This window comes from bacterium (genome assembly GCA_030690305.1).
Taxonomy (GTDB): domain Bacteria; phylum Patescibacteriota; class Minisyncoccia; order Phycocordibacterales; family JAGLPS01; genus JBBUCK01.
The window spans coordinates 93,345-108,871 of the sequence record JAUYHB010000020.1; the positions used below are offsets into that span (position 1 = coordinate 93,345).

Annotated in this window: 19 protein-coding genes and 3 tRNA genes; 10 read left to right on the forward strand and 12 right to left on the reverse strand. The window is 44.4% G+C overall.

Features of this window, described 5'->3' with window-relative positions:
- Window positions 1–71: 71 nt before the first annotated feature.
- Window positions 72–1,748, reverse strand: coding sequence for a GspE/PulE family protein (locus Q8O71_02240; protein MDP2705199.1), 1,677 nt, complete (start codon window positions 1,746–1,748; stop codon window positions 72–74).
- Window positions 1,749–1,933: 185 nt separating this feature from the next.
- Here Q8O71_02240 and Q8O71_02245 point away from each other — a divergent pair, with 185 nt between their 5' ends.
- The 4 genes from Q8O71_02245 (at window position 1,934) to Q8O71_02260 (ending at window position 6,164) form a co-directional block, all read left to right on the forward strand.
- On the forward strand, window positions 1,934–2,569 hold the full coding sequence (locus Q8O71_02245) for a hypothetical protein (protein MDP2705200.1): 636 nt from the start codon (window positions 1,934–1,936) through the stop codon (window positions 2,567–2,569).
- Between the two features lie 67 nt (window positions 2,570–2,636).
- Window positions 2,637–3,065, forward strand: a complete 429-nt coding sequence (tsaE, locus tag Q8O71_02250; GenBank protein ID MDP2705201.1) for a tRNA (adenosine(37)-N6)-threonylcarbamoyltransferase complex ATPase subunit type 1 TsaE — start codon at window positions 2,637–2,639, stop codon at window positions 3,063–3,065.
- Window position 3,066: 1 nt separating this feature from the next.
- Window positions 3,067–5,451, forward strand: a complete 2,385-nt coding sequence (locus tag Q8O71_02255; GenBank protein MDP2705202.1) for a DNA polymerase — start codon at window positions 3,067–3,069, stop codon at window positions 5,449–5,451.
- The gene (locus Q8O71_02260) at window positions 5,448–6,164 is read left to right on the forward strand and encodes a hypothetical protein (GenBank protein MDP2705203.1); all 717 of its coding nucleotides are present in this window, start codon (window positions 5,448–5,450) and stop codon (window positions 6,162–6,164) included. The genes Q8O71_02255 and Q8O71_02260 overlap by 4 nt, the downstream gene beginning before the upstream one ends.
- On the opposite strand, the gene Q8O71_02265 is transcribed toward Q8O71_02260, so the two are convergent.
- From Q8O71_02265 to Q8O71_02275, 3 genes are all read right to left on the reverse strand, one after another.
- Window positions 6,161–6,304, reverse strand: coding sequence for a hypothetical protein (locus Q8O71_02265; GenBank protein MDP2705204.1), 144 nt, complete (start codon window positions 6,302–6,304; stop codon window positions 6,161–6,163). The genes Q8O71_02260 and Q8O71_02265 overlap by 4 nt on opposite strands.
- A 228-nt stretch (window positions 6,305–6,532) precedes the next feature.
- Window positions 6,533–6,605 (reverse strand) — tRNA-Lys (locus Q8O71_02270).
- Between the two features lie 106 nt (window positions 6,606–6,711).
- Complete coding sequence (locus Q8O71_02275) at window positions 6,712–7,113, reverse strand: DoxX family membrane protein (GenBank protein ID MDP2705205.1); 402 nt, start codon at window positions 7,111–7,113, stop codon at window positions 6,712–6,714.
- Between the two features lie 24 nt (window positions 7,114–7,137).
- Between Q8O71_02275 and Q8O71_02280 the strand changes: the two genes are divergently transcribed.
- Window positions 7,138–7,632, forward strand: a complete 495-nt coding sequence (locus Q8O71_02280) for a TrmH family RNA methyltransferase (GenBank protein MDP2705206.1) — start codon at window positions 7,138–7,140, stop codon at window positions 7,630–7,632.
- On the opposite strand, the gene Q8O71_02285 is transcribed toward Q8O71_02280, so the two are convergent.
- Genes Q8O71_02285 through ruvA form a run of 4 tightly spaced genes read right to left on the reverse strand, consistent with a single transcriptional unit; the run spans window position 7,629 to window position 11,362 of the window.
- Window positions 7,629–8,555 (reverse strand): hypothetical protein, encoded by a 927-nt coding sequence (locus Q8O71_02285; protein MDP2705207.1) that lies wholly within the window; start codon window positions 8,553–8,555, stop codon window positions 7,629–7,631. The two genes, Q8O71_02280 and Q8O71_02285, sit on opposite strands and share 4 nt — an antisense overlap.
- A gap of 4 nt (window positions 8,556–8,559) precedes the next feature.
- Window positions 8,560–9,483: a DNA-formamidopyrimidine glycosylase gene (gene mutM / locus Q8O71_02290; GenBank protein ID MDP2705208.1), complete on the reverse strand. Its 924-nt coding sequence runs from the start codon at window positions 9,481–9,483 to the stop codon at window positions 8,560–8,562.
- Between the two features lie 14 nt (window positions 9,484–9,497).
- Complete coding sequence (gene murE / locus Q8O71_02295; GenBank protein ID MDP2705209.1) at window positions 9,498–10,778, reverse strand: UDP-N-acetylmuramyl-tripeptide synthetase; 1,281 nt, start codon at window positions 10,776–10,778, stop codon at window positions 9,498–9,500.
- Window positions 10,778–11,362, reverse strand: a complete 585-nt coding sequence (gene ruvA, locus Q8O71_02300; GenBank protein ID MDP2705210.1) for a Holliday junction branch migration protein RuvA — start codon at window positions 11,360–11,362, stop codon at window positions 10,778–10,780. The genes murE and ruvA overlap by 1 nt, the downstream gene beginning before the upstream one ends.
- A gap of 151 nt (window positions 11,363–11,513) precedes the next feature.
- Here ruvA and rpsT point away from each other — a divergent pair, with 151 nt between their 5' ends.
- The 3 genes from rpsT (at window position 11,514) to Q8O71_02315 (ending at window position 13,621) form a co-directional block, all read left to right on the forward strand.
- Window positions 11,514–11,777, forward strand: coding sequence for a 30S ribosomal protein S20 (gene rpsT / locus Q8O71_02305; protein ID MDP2705211.1), 264 nt, complete (start codon window positions 11,514–11,516; stop codon window positions 11,775–11,777).
- 111 nt (window positions 11,778–11,888) lie between these two features.
- Window positions 11,889–12,770: a prephenate dehydratase domain-containing protein gene (locus Q8O71_02310; GenBank protein MDP2705212.1), complete on the forward strand. Its 882-nt coding sequence runs from the start codon at window positions 11,889–11,891 to the stop codon at window positions 12,768–12,770.
- Window positions 12,767–13,621 (forward strand): prephenate dehydrogenase, encoded by an 855-nt coding sequence (locus Q8O71_02315; protein MDP2705213.1) that lies wholly within the window; start codon window positions 12,767–12,769, stop codon window positions 13,619–13,621. Before Q8O71_02310 ends, Q8O71_02315 begins: the two co-directional genes overlap by 4 nt.
- Window positions 13,622–13,807: 186 nt before the next feature.
- Here Q8O71_02315 and Q8O71_02320 read toward each other — a convergent pair.
- From Q8O71_02320 to Q8O71_02335, 4 genes are all read right to left on the reverse strand, one after another.
- A tRNA-Arg gene (locus tag Q8O71_02320) sits at window positions 13,808–13,879 on the reverse strand.
- 56 nt (window positions 13,880–13,935) lie between these two features.
- Window positions 13,936–14,391, reverse strand: coding sequence for a hypothetical protein (locus tag Q8O71_02325; protein ID MDP2705214.1), 456 nt, complete (start codon window positions 14,389–14,391; stop codon window positions 13,936–13,938).
- A 38-nt stretch (window positions 14,392–14,429) separates the two neighbouring features.
- Window positions 14,430–14,516, reverse strand: a tRNA-Ser gene (locus Q8O71_02330).
- An 18-nt stretch (window positions 14,517–14,534) separates the two neighbouring features.
- Window positions 14,535–14,759 (reverse strand): DUF5652 family protein, encoded by a 225-nt coding sequence (locus Q8O71_02335; GenBank protein MDP2705215.1) that lies wholly within the window; start codon window positions 14,757–14,759, stop codon window positions 14,535–14,537.
- Window positions 14,760–14,815: 56 nt separating this feature from the next.
- Here Q8O71_02335 and ruvX point away from each other — a divergent pair, with 56 nt between their 5' ends.
- Complete coding sequence (ruvX, locus tag Q8O71_02340) at window positions 14,816–15,211, forward strand: Holliday junction resolvase RuvX (GenBank protein MDP2705216.1); 396 nt, start codon at window positions 14,816–14,818, stop codon at window positions 15,209–15,211.
- Entirely contained in the window at window positions 15,195–15,521 is a 327-nt protein-coding gene (locus Q8O71_02345; protein MDP2705217.1) for a methionine--tRNA ligase, read from the forward strand. The genes ruvX and Q8O71_02345 overlap by 17 nt, the downstream gene beginning before the upstream one ends.
- The last annotated feature ends 6 nt before the right edge of the window (window positions 15,522–15,527 follow it).

A 15,527-nucleotide genomic window follows, 5' to 3' on the forward strand; every position in this document is an offset into this window, starting at 1 on the left:
CCAATTCTATGCCTTGTCATCGAGAGACCGCAATATTGACCTTGTTAAAAACAGTGGCGTAGATTTTTCACTCATATTTGCAAATCAACCACACGCTGAAGTTCAAGAAGCGATGTTTTTCCTTCAAGTACTTTGATTGCTCCGTCCTGCTTCATGTTAAGAATATTTTGTGCCAATGCCGCCTTTTCAACCTCCCGCTCGCTCGGATTTTCTTTCACAACACGTTCTATGGCCTCGTCCGTTTTTATGGCTTCAAAAATTCCGATTCTGCCCTTATAACCGGTAAAATTGCATTTCTCGCATCCTTGGTGTTCCCATACGCTTTCTCTTTGAACATCTTTCAAATACGTTTTGTCGGTAATTGTCTCCACAATGCTGTCGATAAGTTCCTTTTCTTCTCCCTGAAGGGGAACAATTTTTTTGCAGTCGTTACACAGCGTACGCAACAGCCGTTGCGCCATTGAAACGTTTATTGCCGATGTCAAAATTTTCGGGTTGACACCAAGGTCAATAAGGCGGGGGAAGGACCCTGCGGCATTGTTTGTGTGCAACGTCGAAAAAACAAGGTGCCCGGTCAGGGAAGCGTTGATGGCGATTTCCGCGGTTTCCTGATCGCGAATTTCACCGACCATGATAACGTCGGGGTCCTGTCGCAGGGCGGAGCGCAGTCCTTCAAGAAAAGTGTAGCCTTTTTTGCTGTCCGTTTGCGTCTGAACAATTCCCGGCAGGTGATATTCAATCGGATTTTCTATGGTGATAATTTTTATTTCAGGCGTATGAACTTTTTTGAGGAAAGCATACAGTGTTGTCGTTTTTCCGGAGCCTGTCGGACCCGTTGTCAAAAGCATTCCATTCGGTTTGGCTATTTCATGCTCAAGAATTTTAAGAAGACGCGGGTGGATGCCGAGTTCTTCAAGCGGAACGGAAATCGCCTTCGGATTCAAAATTCTCATTACGACAGAGTCGCTGTACGCCCCGGGGAGCACCGATGTTCTTATTTCAATATCGCTGTCTTCCATTTTTATCGTGAACCGTCCGTCTTGCGCGATACCTTTGATATTCAGTTTAAGACCCGAAATCAGCTTAATGCGTGACAAAAGAAGTGCGAATGTTTCATGGTCGAAATTGATGACATCAACCAAAACGCCATCAAGCCTGTATCTGATGCGTACGTATTTTTCCTCGGGCTCAATGTGGACATCCGAAGCTTTTGTCGCAAGGGAACCTGCGAGAATTATTTCAAGCGTGCGCGATATTCGGTATCCTTTCTTTGCCGCGAGAACGTCTTCGATAAGTTTTCTGACATCTTCCAGATGTTTGACCGTTTGAACGACGTTTGTTATCTCTTCGTTTGAAATATCAAGCGCCCCTCCTCTTGTTTCAAAAGAGTAGGAAAGGTCTTTGTATTTTTCCCATACGCGCTCAAGTCCTTGCGAGGAAACCATATACAACACGGGAACAAATCCTTTTTCTTCCAGTTCTTTAATCGCATCCTGGCTCTTTTGATTATTCGGAGACTGTACGCCGATATGAATTTTTTTATCTACAATGTTAAAAATGGCGATTTTTGCCTCTCTTGCCTTATCTTCCGGAAGGACACGAAGAGCGTCGCGGTTAACCGTGCCGCTTGCGAGGTCAAGATAGGGTAGATTGTATTTTGAGGAGAGGATTAGGGTGAGGTTTTCTTCCTCGGCTTTGTGCAAATCCTCTATCTTTTGGTTTTGTTTTTCCTCGTTAAATTCAACCATATAGGGTAATAGTAACGTTTTTAAACTCCTTTCACAACGAATAAGGCACAAACGCAATTTTACGTCCAAAGAAAGCTCTTTTCTGGGCGCAGGAAAAGTAAAAAACCATTGACTTTTCATATGATAAGTGGTATAATGTACATAGGTAAGATAAATATAATGTTCTTTCAAAAAGGAGGATTCCCATGAAAGGAATTAAATATTTTGTGTCAGTGTTTGTCGCACTGCTTCTTATTTCCAACCTTACGACCCCCGTATTTGCCGGACTTTTCTATGAAACTCCGACAATTACCATCGTCAACTCGACCGGGCTCGATATTGAGGTTGAACGTGTGAGCCAACCTGTTTCGGGAGAACTATCGCGAAGCGCAGAAGCTCCGATAAGGTCGGGAAGAGTTGTCACCGGACAAAGCATGTCGTTTCAGGTGCCTTTGAGTAAACTTACGCTCAACGACTCCGGCATACGAACTGCCGCTTTTGTTGTCAAAGCATATTATCCGGGAACGGATCAATATGCAGGAATTGGCCCAAGTATTATGCTTGTGCGACAAGGTCACCGTTCCGTGCGAGTGACACAGACGTATTCGGTAAACGTCGGAATACCCAAGGGAGACATTAAGACAAAGAAAAGAACTTACGTTCGGTCTTCTTCCCCAAGGGTCTACAACAGTCCGGGCTCCGCGGGGTTTCATGAATCGTCTCGAAGATATGGAAGGACTCGTACGTTCACTATCTATGTCGGAGAGACAAGAGAAATCGAACCGATCGTTCTCCACGAAAGAGACATTAATGTTTTAGAAACTGCACAAAATTCCAACTAGGTTTTCCTCACCACAAGGCGCGTTCGTTCAATCGAATGCGCCTTTTTGTTTGTGCTACAATCACCGCATGAGAGGGTATACAAGCAAAAGTCTCAAGGAAACGGAACACCTCGCGGAAAAATTTCTCTTAACCCTTTCTCCGAAGAAAAAGGCGATTGTTGTCGGTTTGTGCGGAGATTTAGGCTCCGGGAAAACAGCTTTCGTGAAAATGGTTGCAAAAATTCTCGGTGTAAAGGGGCACGTCACCAGTCCCACATTCGTCATCCAAAAAAATTATTCCCTCAAAGAAAAAAATTTTTCAACACTTGCCCATATTGATGCGTATCGTCTGAAAGAAGGTGAAGACCTTCTGTCTCTCTCATGGAACGATACGCTTGAAGGAAACAACTTGGTTTTTATCGAGTGGCCGGAGCGAGTTCTGAGCGCCCTTCCTAAGGGGATAAAAAAGATATATTTTGAATTTATAGACGATACGACACGGAATATACGATTTTAAAATGTCTTTATCCAAGAAAAAAACACTTGTGCTTCTCGATGTCCACGCCATAGTGCACAGGGCATATCATGCTCTTCCCGATTTTTCTTCAAGTAAAGGCGAGCCGACGGGAGCTTTGTATGGCCTTACAACAATGCTTCTTTCCATAATCAAGGAATTTTCTCCCGATTATATTGTCGCCTGCTTCGATCTTCCGGAGCCAACATATCGCCACGAAGCGTATGAAGATTACAAAGCGGGACGTCCGAAAACCGATGAGGCCCTTGTGTCCCAGTTGGAGCGGGCCAAGGATGTTTTCACCGCATTCGGCATTCCCATGTATTCGCGTCCCGGCTTTGAAGCCGATGATATGCTCGGAACAATCGTTGAAGAGACGTCAAAAGAAAAAAATCTTAACGTTGTTATCGCGTCCGGCGACATGGACACGTTGCAACTTGTTTCCGGCGCCCGTGTCCGTGTGTTTACTCTCAAGAAGGGAATAAAAGACACTATTGTTTATGACGAAAAAGCGGTGGAGGAACGATTCGGCTTCGGACCGAAACTCCTGATAGATTTCAAAGGACTGCGCGGAGACCCTTCGGATAATATCATTGGTATCAAGGGCATCGGAGAAAAAACGGCAACGACTCTTATAACCAATTTTGGAACGATAGAAAATATATATAAGATTCTCAAAAAAAATCCCGAAAAACTTAAAACGGCCGGGCTCTCCGAACGCATCATTTCTCTTTTGAAAGAAAACGAAGAGGAGGCGGCATTTTCAAAGATGCTCGCAACTATCCGACGCGATGCCCCCATCGATTTTACCCTCAAAAATATCGAATGGAAGGATCACAAGGATAAAGAAAAAATACTCCGGCTATTCGACGATTTGGATTTCAAAAGCCTCAAGTCACGTCTGCCCGAAATTTTTCCAAATGAAAAACTTCCGGAAGTTCCGATTGCGCATACCGAAACCTTGTTTGAAGGTGAAACCCTCGCCGAAGCAAAGGAGGCTCTCATTGCCCTGTGGCTTCTTGATTCAGACAAAGTGGACCCTACCGTTGACGACCTGCTGAGATTCTCAAACACGAAATCCATTGAAGTTGCCAAACAATTTGTTTTTTCGGAACTTAAAAAACAAAACCTTGAAAAAGTTTTCCAGAACATTGAAAACCCTCTCATGCCTGTTGTCTCCCGAATGAACGAGAAGGGGGTTCTCATTGATACCAAGTGTCTTGAAAAACTTTCTTTTGAGTACCATGCGACACTCTCGTCTCTTGAAAAAGAAATTTGGAAATATGCGGGGGAAGAATTTAATGTTAACTCGTCCCAGCAATTGAGTCGCATTCTTTTTGAGAAACTGAACCTCAGTATTTTGCGCCACAAAAAAACATCAACAGGAGTGAAATCAACAAAAGAATCCGAACTTGAAAAAATGCGTTCCCTGCATCCGATTATCGACTGCGTATTAAAATACCGGGAGCTCCAAAAATTATTATCGACATACATAGACAATATTCCAAAGATGCTCCCAAAGGACAAACGTCTTAGGGCAACTTTCAGGCAGGCCGGAACGACGACAGGCAGAATTTCATCCCACAACCCTAACCTCCAAAATATCCCTATTAAAACAACACTGGGAAGAAACATTCGAAATGCATTCATAGCGCAAGAAGGGAACTTGCTCGCTTCCTTTGATTATTCACAAATCGAACTGCGCATCGCCGCTTTTCTTTCCGGAGACAAAAACCTTATAGATGCATTTAGGGAGGGTACCGATATTCACAGTGCGGTTGCCTCCAAAATATTCAACGTGCCGGTCAGCGCCGTTGACAAAGAAATGCGCCGTCGTGCAAAAGTTATAAATTTCGGGATTTTATATGGAATGGGTGTCAACGCTCTCAAAGTCAATCTTGGCACTGACAGAAAGGAGGCCCAACAATTTTATGATGCATACTTTGAAAATTTCAGTACTCTTGCCGAATACCTTGAGAAAATAAAAGAAAATGCGAAAAAGAACGGTTTTACGGAAACGTTTTTCGGCCGCAGAAGGCATTTCAAGTCGCTTCGTTCACCGCTGCCTTTCATACGGGCCGCCGCGGAACGCATGGCCGTCAATGCCCCGTTTCAGGGTACATCGGCGGACATTATAAAAATTGCCATGGTTCACGCTCACCACTATTTGAAAGAAAACAATTTACTCAATAGAGCGGAACTCATTCTTCAGGTTCACGACGAACTCGTGTATGAGATTGAAGAATCGGTGGTTCAAAAAATTGTTCCCGCTATCCGCTCCATAATGGAGTCAATAATTCCCAAGGAGAAAACGGAGGGCATACCGCTTGAGGTAAATGTCGAAATAGGAAAAAGCTGGGGAGAGATGGGGCCTTTTCAACAGAAATGATTTACTTTTTTTACGGAAAAAATACGAAGGCGCTGAGGACGAAACTTCATGTGTTTATTGATGTGCTTTTGGGAAAGAAGCCCGACGCATCCGTTGTTTTTATCGATAAAAACTCGTGGTCGGAAGAAAAATTTGAAAATTTAATCGAAGCCCAGGGGCTTTTTTCTGAAAAAAATATTATTGTTCTTGATTCCCTTTTTGAGGAAAAAGAAATTGAGCCCGCATTAACACGAACCCTTTCCTCTCTTAAACAATCAAAAAACATATTTGTCATTATTGAAAAAGCCCCCTCTTCCGTTCTTCGTTCCCGAATAGAGAAATCGTCGGAGAAGACGCAATTTTTCGATATTTCAGATGAAAAAGACGAGAAAAAACCGAACGTGTTTTCTCTCACCGACGCGGTTTCCCAAGGCGACAGAAGAAAGGCGTGGGTGTTGTATGAAAAATTTATCCGACAAGGGGTTTCAGCGGAAGAAATTCATGGTGCATTGTTCTGGCAAATAAAAGCCCTGTCACTTTCACTTACCTCAAAAACCGCCGTAGAGGCGGGACTTCATCCGTTTGTCTTTTCAAAATCAAAAACTGCCGCGGTAAAACAGGGCAAACAAAAGACGGAAGAAATGCTTTCTTCTCTTGTGCGAATGTATCATGAGTCTCGAAGGGGGGGAGAGGGTCTGGAAGACGCTCTTGAGCTTTTTATTCTTGAGTATTAGTCAACTCCTACATCATGCGTTCCATCTTCGCATACGCATAGTTCAAGGACTTGGCCTTTGTGCGAACATTCTTCCGTCTCGCACACTCCCGGCTTGTCGGAGACCGCTTTGCACTCCCCGCGGCAAACAAAGTGTTCCATGGGGATATTATATAACAAAAGAGAGAATGGTTGTCGTCACAGGTATTTTTCCTAACGGAAAAATTCTGCGATCCCGGCTCGTGTAAACAATGCAGGATTCGGTCACAAATTTTTTGTCCTCACGCATAAAATTCTGCTGAATTTTTGCGCGAGCCCAACTCGCGCCGTCGCGCTCCGTCTCGGACACGTAAACAAAAATAGCGCCTAAGCGCTATGTTTTGATTCGTGTCCGCCCAGCAGGATTCGAACCTGCGACCGTTTGCTTAAAAGGCAACTGCTCTACCAACTGAGCTATGGGCGGATATACTAATTTCAAATTAACACTTTTGCCGCTATCTACCAAAACGGCCGCAAGCAGTAATTACCGATTACGATTTTATACCACACAAAACAATAATCGGGAAGAACTAAAGAGGGATATCAAAGGCAAAAAACCCCGCACCGGAGAAGAGAAGTGAAAGAGAGATTACGAAGAGAAGAAGATAAAAAGCAAGCTCCCGTTTTAATATACTCTCCTCTCTGTACTCAACCAAGAGCTCCGCAAGGAAAAGAGCCGAAAACAGAAGCGCGAAGGCCTGGGTCCATAAACCGATGACGAAAAAAATACCTCCTGCAATCTGAAACACTCCGTACCCGGAAGCAAAGACTTTTTCGGGAATACGCAGAAGATTTCCTACATTTTCCCATTGTTTTCTTTCCCCCTTAAAAGAAAGGTATCCAAGATTAATTAAGACAAAACCGATCGATATACGCAAAAGAAACGGTGCGACAAGGCCGTATGTCAGTAGTTCTGGAAAAAGAGTTAACATGGTGGTATTGTACCATACACATCCATGTCTTCTACATCCGGCCCTGTTTCTCTGATTCTTAATGACATCCGTAGCGTATACAACGTCGGTTCGATTTTTCGTACCGCCGATGCGGCCGGAGTTTCAAAAATTTTTCTTACAGGATACACTCCCACGCCCGTTGACCGATTTGGCCGCTCGCGGAAAGATTTTGCAAAAGTGTCTCTTGGTTCGGAAAAAAGTGTTGAGTGGGAAAGTTGCGCAGACATTGAATCCTTGCTTGTCTCTCTCAAAAAACAAGGCGTCACCATAATTGCCCTTGAGCAAACGCACAATGCACTCGACTATCGGACTATACAACCTCATTATCCGCTAGCACTTGTCTACGGAAACGAAACGGAAGGCGTGCCTTCCGGGATTCTAAAACACTGCGATATGTCGGCCTACATACCCATGAGAGGAGAAAAAGAATCTCTCAATGTTTCCGTTGCCGTGGGTATTTCACTTTTTAAATTTACGGAAGGCGATTCCTTGGATTAGCGACGCGCATACGTGTCAACCGTTTTTCCGTTCTCGTCGATAAGCCGTATGGTTTCTCGTTTGTTGAGCCAGAGGGACTCGTTTCGTCCGAGATAGATTCTCCACTGCGTTCCAAAAAAATCGGAATCATTTCGGTGCAAGGAAAGGCATCCCTGATAACCCACTTTTTCGTATATGAACGCCACGCACTCTGAGGAGAACGTAACGGGGAGTGGTTTCGTGTTAAGACGGCATCGTGACATTCGTTCAATAAAATCAAAGCAAGAAAAATTTGCGGGAACGTAAGGAATCGAACGCAAATCTTCATTTTCAGGAAGGGGGCACTGTTGGGGAAGAGTGGGGGAAAATGAATTGAACTGATTCAAATACCCTGTGCACTTATTTGTCTTAAAAGAAAGCCCCAAAGGGGACATTCCCGTAGTAATGACCGCGGTGTTTCCCGGCAACAACACTACAAAATCATTTTGTGAACTCGTATTCGGATAATATACCGCCGCTCCCTTTCCAATAGCAACACTTTTACCCGTGGAGTCGCTTTTTAATTGCCAACCGCTGATCGTGACATTTTCTTTGCTTGACTGGGAAAGTGAAATAGTGACGTACTCTTTTTTCGGGTCAACGGAACCAAGCCCGCTTACCCCTTTTATTGAAACCGTATCAGCGTATGGAGAACGATTTTTCTCTTCGATAAGCGAAGTCAGTTCCTCTCCCACTTTTTGTATACTTCTCTCAACGCTTTTTATATCCTTTTCAATGTCAGTGGCGGTTACCGCGCCATCCTTCCCGGTTCCTTTCTCAAGACTATTTCCATAATCGCGGACTTCCGCAAGGTTCTGCGAATTACCCCTATCAACGCTTACCGCATACAAAGCAAGCCCTAAAACAACGGCGATAATGAGGGGGGCGACACTGTTTTGTTGCATGCCCTTATTCTATGGCTTTTTGGTGTACAGGGCAAAAATGGGCGCTTCTCCCGGAAACCAAAATACGAACTATTTTCCCACCACACTTTTTCTTTTTGCATACTTGTCCGGTCTTTCGATACGCCATATGGGCACCTTGAAATGCCCCGCGCATCCCGTTGATGTCGCGGTAATCCGATGTAGAATCGCCACGAAAATCGATTCCTTTTCGTAGTATTGTTTTAAGGGAGGAAAATACCTTTTTCATTTGTGTATTTCCAAGAAAGCGGATTTCTTGGAGAGGGTGAATGCCGCTTGCCCACAAAATCTCATCGGAATAGATATTCCCGATACCCGCAATGACGGTCTGATCCAGGAGCACCTTTTTTATCGGCCCTTTTTTCTCCGATAAAATCTTTTTGAATTTTTTGTATGTAAATTCTTTTTCAAGAGGTTCGGGGCCGAGCCCGTTTATTTCTTTTTGCTCAGGCTCTTCTTTTTTGGGGAATATCGAAATTCTGGCAAATTTTCTCATGTCGGAAAGCACAAGGTGTTTCCCGTCCGATAATGAAAAAACCAAATGCACAAAGCGATTGAAAGAGTCTTTTAACGGACCTTCTTCGACCGCTTCCCATACCTCCTTATTTTTTCCGACAAGCGTTTTTTTATATGCACCGTATAGGAAATGCCCTGTCATTTTCATATGGACCAAAATCACACTTCCGTTTGAAAGGTCTATGAGGATGTTTTTTCCACGTCTTCGCACACCGATTATTTTCGCTCCGGTGACTACTTTGGAAAAAGCTTTAAAATAAAGAGGATTCTTTATTTCCTTTTTATTACGGTAATGATTGGAAAAGTAATCACTCCATACGGCATGAATAACGCTCCCGCGAGCGGTCTTGTTTATTCCTTTAACGGTTGTATGGACCTCGGGTAATTCGGGCACGTTTTTCTTTTTGCCTAGCGTGTTGTAAGAATCTTTTCAATCTCTTCACGGGCGACGGTTGCGTCATCCCACGGTATTTTCGTTCCGTCTTTTTCCATAATATAGGGGTCGGTACCTTTGCCGGTAATAAAAACAACATCACCCTTTTTGGCATCCTCGATTCCTTTGCGTATGGCTTCCCGCCGATTAAGTACGGTATACACGTGTTTGTTTTTTATTCCTTTACCTATATCGAGAAGTATGGCTTGCGGGTCTTCGTCATACGGGTCTTCGTTTGTAAGAATGATTTCCTTGCAGTGGGCACTTGCGATCTCTCCCATTTTCACACGTTTCCATTTGTCCCGTCCTCCTCCCGTTCCTCCCAAAACGCATATCTTATTTTTATCCTCAAAAACTTTATACGCTTTTTCAAGAGAATCGGCGGTGTGGGCGTAGTCGACGATAACATCAAAATTTTGTCGTGTTTGAAGCGATGGGGAGGACAGACAGACACGTTCCATTCTGCCCCTTACTCCTCTGAATCCTTCCAGCGCGTTTGCGATCACTTCAAGACTTATGTCCTGTGTGCGTGCATATGTAACGGCGCCAAGAATGTTGTACGTATTAAACATTCCCGGAAGGTGCGAGTGCATTTTTTTCCCGTCAATCGTAATATCAATTCCGTCTTTTCCCGTCGAATGCGCGGTAGCATCTTCAAGCGAGTATGTGTATGTTTCACTTGCGGAAATTGGAAGGAAACACGCCGACTCTCTGTCGTCTTTGTTCACAACAAGAACCGTTCTTTTTTTAGAAGACCGCTCAAGTTTGCGTGCGATGGAAAGCTTGGCTTCTTTGTATTTTTCATACGAGCCGTGCGATTCAATATGCTCGGGAGAAAGGTTTGTGACAATAAGTGCGTCAAGTTCTATAAAACGGTGACGGAACTGTTTTGCTCCCTCGGAACTCATTTCAATGACCGCATATGTGCACCCGCTCTTGATTGCTTTCCGCAAAAAACGTTGAAGAAAAAAACGTCCCGGCATCGTCATTTTAAGCATGTTTCTTTCCGAACGATGTCCGATTTTGAAACGAAGCGTACTCGCAAGAGCCGTTGAGTAACCCGCTTCTTCAAGAATGGCGTTCACTAGCTCGGTTGTCGTCGTTTTTCCCTTTGTCCCCGTGACAGCAACCACATGGATATTTCGTGATGGGAAACCGTACGCGAGGGCGGCAAGCCACGCGACAGAAAAGTGATATGCGGGCAAAAGTGCCGAGAGCAGGGACCTTGGAATTATTTTTTTTACAAACGAAAGCATTATTTTCTTTTTGAACCTAAAATGCGCATCGCCTCTTTAACTTTCTCTCCCGTGTCGACGATGTTCGCATCTATTTTTTGAAATGCGTCGCGAACATCTCTTTGCGTGTAACCAAGGGCGGTCAGGGCCTCGAGTGCGTCAATTTCATTTTCAAGTCCCGCATGCCCTTCCATGTCTTTGAACTTGTCTTTAAGGCCAAGCATTATTTTTTCTGCACTTTTTTTTCCGATACCCGAAACTTTTATCAAATGAGACGTATCACCCAACGATATTCCTTGCTTCAGTGTTTTTACCGATGCGGCGTCAAGAACGGAAAGCGCCGACTTTGGCCCGATGCCCTGAACGGTAAGCAGTTGCTCGAAAAATTCTATATCTTCTCTTGTTTCGAACCCATACAGGTCGATGGCATTTTCCCGAACTGCCGTATGAATCCAGAATGCTTTTTCTTTTTCTTCCGAAATTCCGCTCAACACGGCCGAAGTTACAAACACCTTGTATCCGATTCCGTCGGTTTCAATGATGAGGTGGTTTGATCCTCTATACACAACAACACCTTTTAGCCTTCCTATCATGGTATCTATCATACATCAGTCTCTTAAAACGGCTACTTTATTCGCTAAATGAGTGAGTGAAGTGCGCATGTTTTCATGCGCACTCCCGAGCGAGTGGGGCGAACAAGAAGTTTAATACCGATTATTGCATTTTATCCTTTCATTTGTTAGGATAATTTTCACTATGGCAATCACGAAATCGGCAAAAAAAGTTCTGCGCGCATCAAAACATAAGCGTGTTTTCAATATTCACAGGAAAGAAACTCTTACCGATGTTCTCAAGCGTTTGAGACGGGCGATTGTCGCTGGAAATAAAGCAGAAGCTTTGAAGCTTGTGCCAGAATTTCAGAAAGCGGTGGATAAAGCACAAAAGCGCGGGGTTATAAAGAAAAACACCGCGGACAGGAAAAAGTCCCGCATGTTCGCTTCAATAAAAAAAATCTCTTAAAACCCTCCGTTCGGAGGGTTTGTTGTTTTAGAACCCCCCTTATGCTTATATAAGGCAAGAAAATGCAAAATAGCACCTTTACAAACTACAGACGCAGAAAGGAGCGGTTATATGATCCGCATATTCGTACTTGGTCCCGAGGGGACTAATTCACATGAGGCGGCGAAGAAATTTTCACAATCGCTCCCTTCCGAAGGTACTTTCGAGTTTTGCGAAACAAACAGAGAGGCTCTCGAGCGTGCTCTGCATGACAGGGATAGTCTCGCTGTTGTTCCGGTAGAAAACGGAAGTGCCGGTTATGTGGGGGACGTTCTTCGTGGTTTCTGGCTTGCCCAGCTTGCCGAAAATGTCTTATGTCCGCTTAAGGTGGAGGCGGAACTTGAACTCCCCATCTCTCATCACCTTCTTGTTCATCGCTCGGTATCTTCAATGGAAGGTATCGAAGAGGTGATATCACACCCTCAGGCGCTTGAACAATGCTCCGCACACTTGAAAGAGCTGAACGTGAGAATTAAGGCCGATACAAGCACCGCCGCCGCTGCAAAATGCATTGCCGAAGGCGAACACTTGAAAAAGGCTGCCGTCGCGACCGCATTTGCGGCGAAAATATACGGATTGAAAATCCTGCACGCGAATATTGAGGATTTCTCATCCAATGCCACACGTTTTCATCTTGTGGGGCGTAAGTATATGGAACCTACAGGGAAGGACAGGACAGCGGTCATGTTCCGCTTGCCCGGCAGAGAAAACAAAGCCGGCTCGCTCATCTCGTCTCTTTTAATTACGAGGGATAAGGGGATTAATATGACGCAGTTCCATTCTATCCCTGTCGGGAAACTCGGACATTACGCATTCTATTGCGAGTTTGAGTGTCATGCCGATGATGAAAAAGGCTTGGCCCTTGTTTCTCATCTTCGAAAACAAAGTGAGGGCCAACTGTTTATTCTCGGCTCCTTTCCTCGTTTCTGCGAGAGAAAGGAGGGGGAAAAATGAAGAAAAATCCTACAGTAGGCATTATCGGCGATAAAGGAAGTTTCGGCACACGACTCAAGGAATTCTGTCTTGCAAACGGTTTCCGTGTCATCGGTTCCGACCTCCACACGCCTTTATCAAACGAAGACGTAGTGAAAAAATCGGATGTCGTGATTTTTTCCGTTCTCCCTCATGTGGCAGTTAAAGTTATTGAGGAAGCCTTGCCGTTTTCCCGCCCAGACCAGCTTTGGCTTGATGTAACATCGGTCAAAGTTATTCCAATCGAGCTTATGCGGAAATCGAAAGCGGAAGTTGTCGGGCTTCACCCGATGGCCGCACCGTCTGTCGATTCATTTGAAGGTCAGGTTATCTTCAGGTGTGTTGAGAGACTCGGCCGATGGCGTGGTTGGCTTGATGCGTTTCTTGCCCTTACCAAGGCAAAGATTGTTGATTACCAGCCGCATACTCATGACATCTATGTAGCTCCGGGACAGCCGGTTCTGCACAGCACTCTCATCGCAATGATGGGAATGGTGGGAATACTGCGCATTCAACAGCTTGACCCAAGAATGTTTCTTGAGCAGGCGACCCCTCTGTGTTATTGGTATCTTGTTTTGGGGGCGCGGGTGCTGAGCAGAGACCCGCAACTGTATGCCGACATACAATTGTTCAATCCCTACGCGCTTTCTGCCCTTAGAATTTTCCAGTCTACCATTGCAAAACTGATAGACATGATTGAGAAAAACGACAAGGAGGGATTCATCGCGGAGTTTACACAAGTCAAATCTTATTTCAAAGAAGAGAGTTTACACGAACTCTCGGAACTCTTTGAAAAAGTTGTAAAGGATGTTGCCCAAGAACGGGCTAAATAAATCAGTTCGTTACCCAAACAGGGTGGTTAAAAACCACCCTGTTTTTTGTTTGTGCGGTCACGAGTATTTTTTCGCCGTCGCTCAAAAATCTCGCGACCCAAGCCCGCGATTTTACCTACTGGCAAAATATCGCTCCGCTCAGCACAAGTGTGCAAAAAAGCAAAACCATTTGCTTTTTCTTCCTTGTGCTCCCGGCAGGAATCGGACCTGCATCGCAAGATCCGCAATCTCGCATTCTATCCATTGAACTACGGGAGCGAATGAGAAAACAATAAATAAAGATGTGTAGGAAAGCAAGTCTGATTACCCGAAAATCAGAAGCCCAATCTTTCCATAATCATTTCGAGAAGTGGCTCCACAATTTCTTTTTCTTCAAGGTGCGATTTGAGATATCCCTGTATCACATCGGCACCCATGTCTTCAATGCCGATAACGACAAGGGGAGAAAACGTGGCCTTTGTTTTCAAAATAATTCGTGGCCATTCATCCTCTGACGCTACCCAAAACGATTCAAGGTTCGCATACGGGTAAAAATCTTTTCCCGCGCGCACTCCTTTCATCCCGATTTCAATATCAAGAAGAAGCGGCTCACGTGACGCATACATCATTAACGCTCCAGCGGCAATGAGAATTAAAATTCCGAAGAGAAAATTGTTGAAAAGAACGGAAGTAACGGCAACAGACACGGCAATAATGCCAACAGCCCAAAACCAGTCAGCACTTTTCTTTTTATACACGTACTCGTATGTCTGCCACTTGAGAGACTCCATACCGATTTATTGTAACACGGGAGAAAAACATTAAACTGCGGAGAGGGTGAGATTCGAACTCACGGTACCCTTTCAGGTACTCCGGTTTTCAAGACCGGTGCAATCGACCACTCTGCCACCTCTCCAGGGTGGATTTTGAAAACTTACCCTTCTTTTATCTCAACTGTGTATTTTTTAGAGATTAACAGAAGATATACTATTTCCAATATTCCGAGGGAATTGATGAACAAAATCGCTATAAACCACCACTTCTGATTGAGTTGTGCCGCTTTCCACAGGGCAAGCCCTTTAAGAATAGTGATTAAAATGAGGACAAATGATATAAGTCCCGCGTTTTGCTCTATGAATATTCTGAATCCCTCGTCCATGGCGAATATCATACCAGAAAAAGACCCCAGCGCAATTTCGGTGGTATACTCCTTTTATGCGATATTTGGGAATCGATTATGGTACGAAGCGCATTGGAGTGGCGCTTTCTGATGAAAATGGAAGTCTCGCTTTTCCCTCGAACGTGGTAAAAAGCGGGAAAAATGCCTTGGAGGAGATAAAACTTATCTGTGAAAAAAATAATGTGGGTGCCATTGTTGTCGGAGAATCAACCGATTTTAAGGGTCGTGATAATCCGATCATGGAAGAAATAAAAAACTTTGTGTCGGTTCTTGAAAAAGAGACAAACCTTCCCGTGGACCTTGAACCGGAGTTTCTTACCTCCGCTCAGGCCTCCCGTATTCAAGGAGAGCACGGGAAAATAGACACATCGGCCGCGGCACTTATTTTGCAAGCGTATCTCGACAAAAAAAGAAATGGCGACAATCGATGATTTTAATGCTACAGAAATAAAAATCGGGAAAATTATTTCTGCGGAAAAAATTCCGGAAACGGATAAACTTTTGTGTCTGGTGGTGGATTTCGGAGAGGAGAATCCTCGCCAGGTTGTCTCGGGGATAGCCCCGTATTTTGAAGATACGGAAACCCTTGTTGGAATCTGTTGTGCGTTTGCGACAAACCTTGAGCCACGTATTATCAAAGGCTTCGAGAGTCAGGCGATGATTCTTGGAATAAAAACGGAAGATAATTTTTCTCTTCTTATTCCCTCGCATAACGTGCTACTCGGAAGCAAAGCGGGATAATGTGCG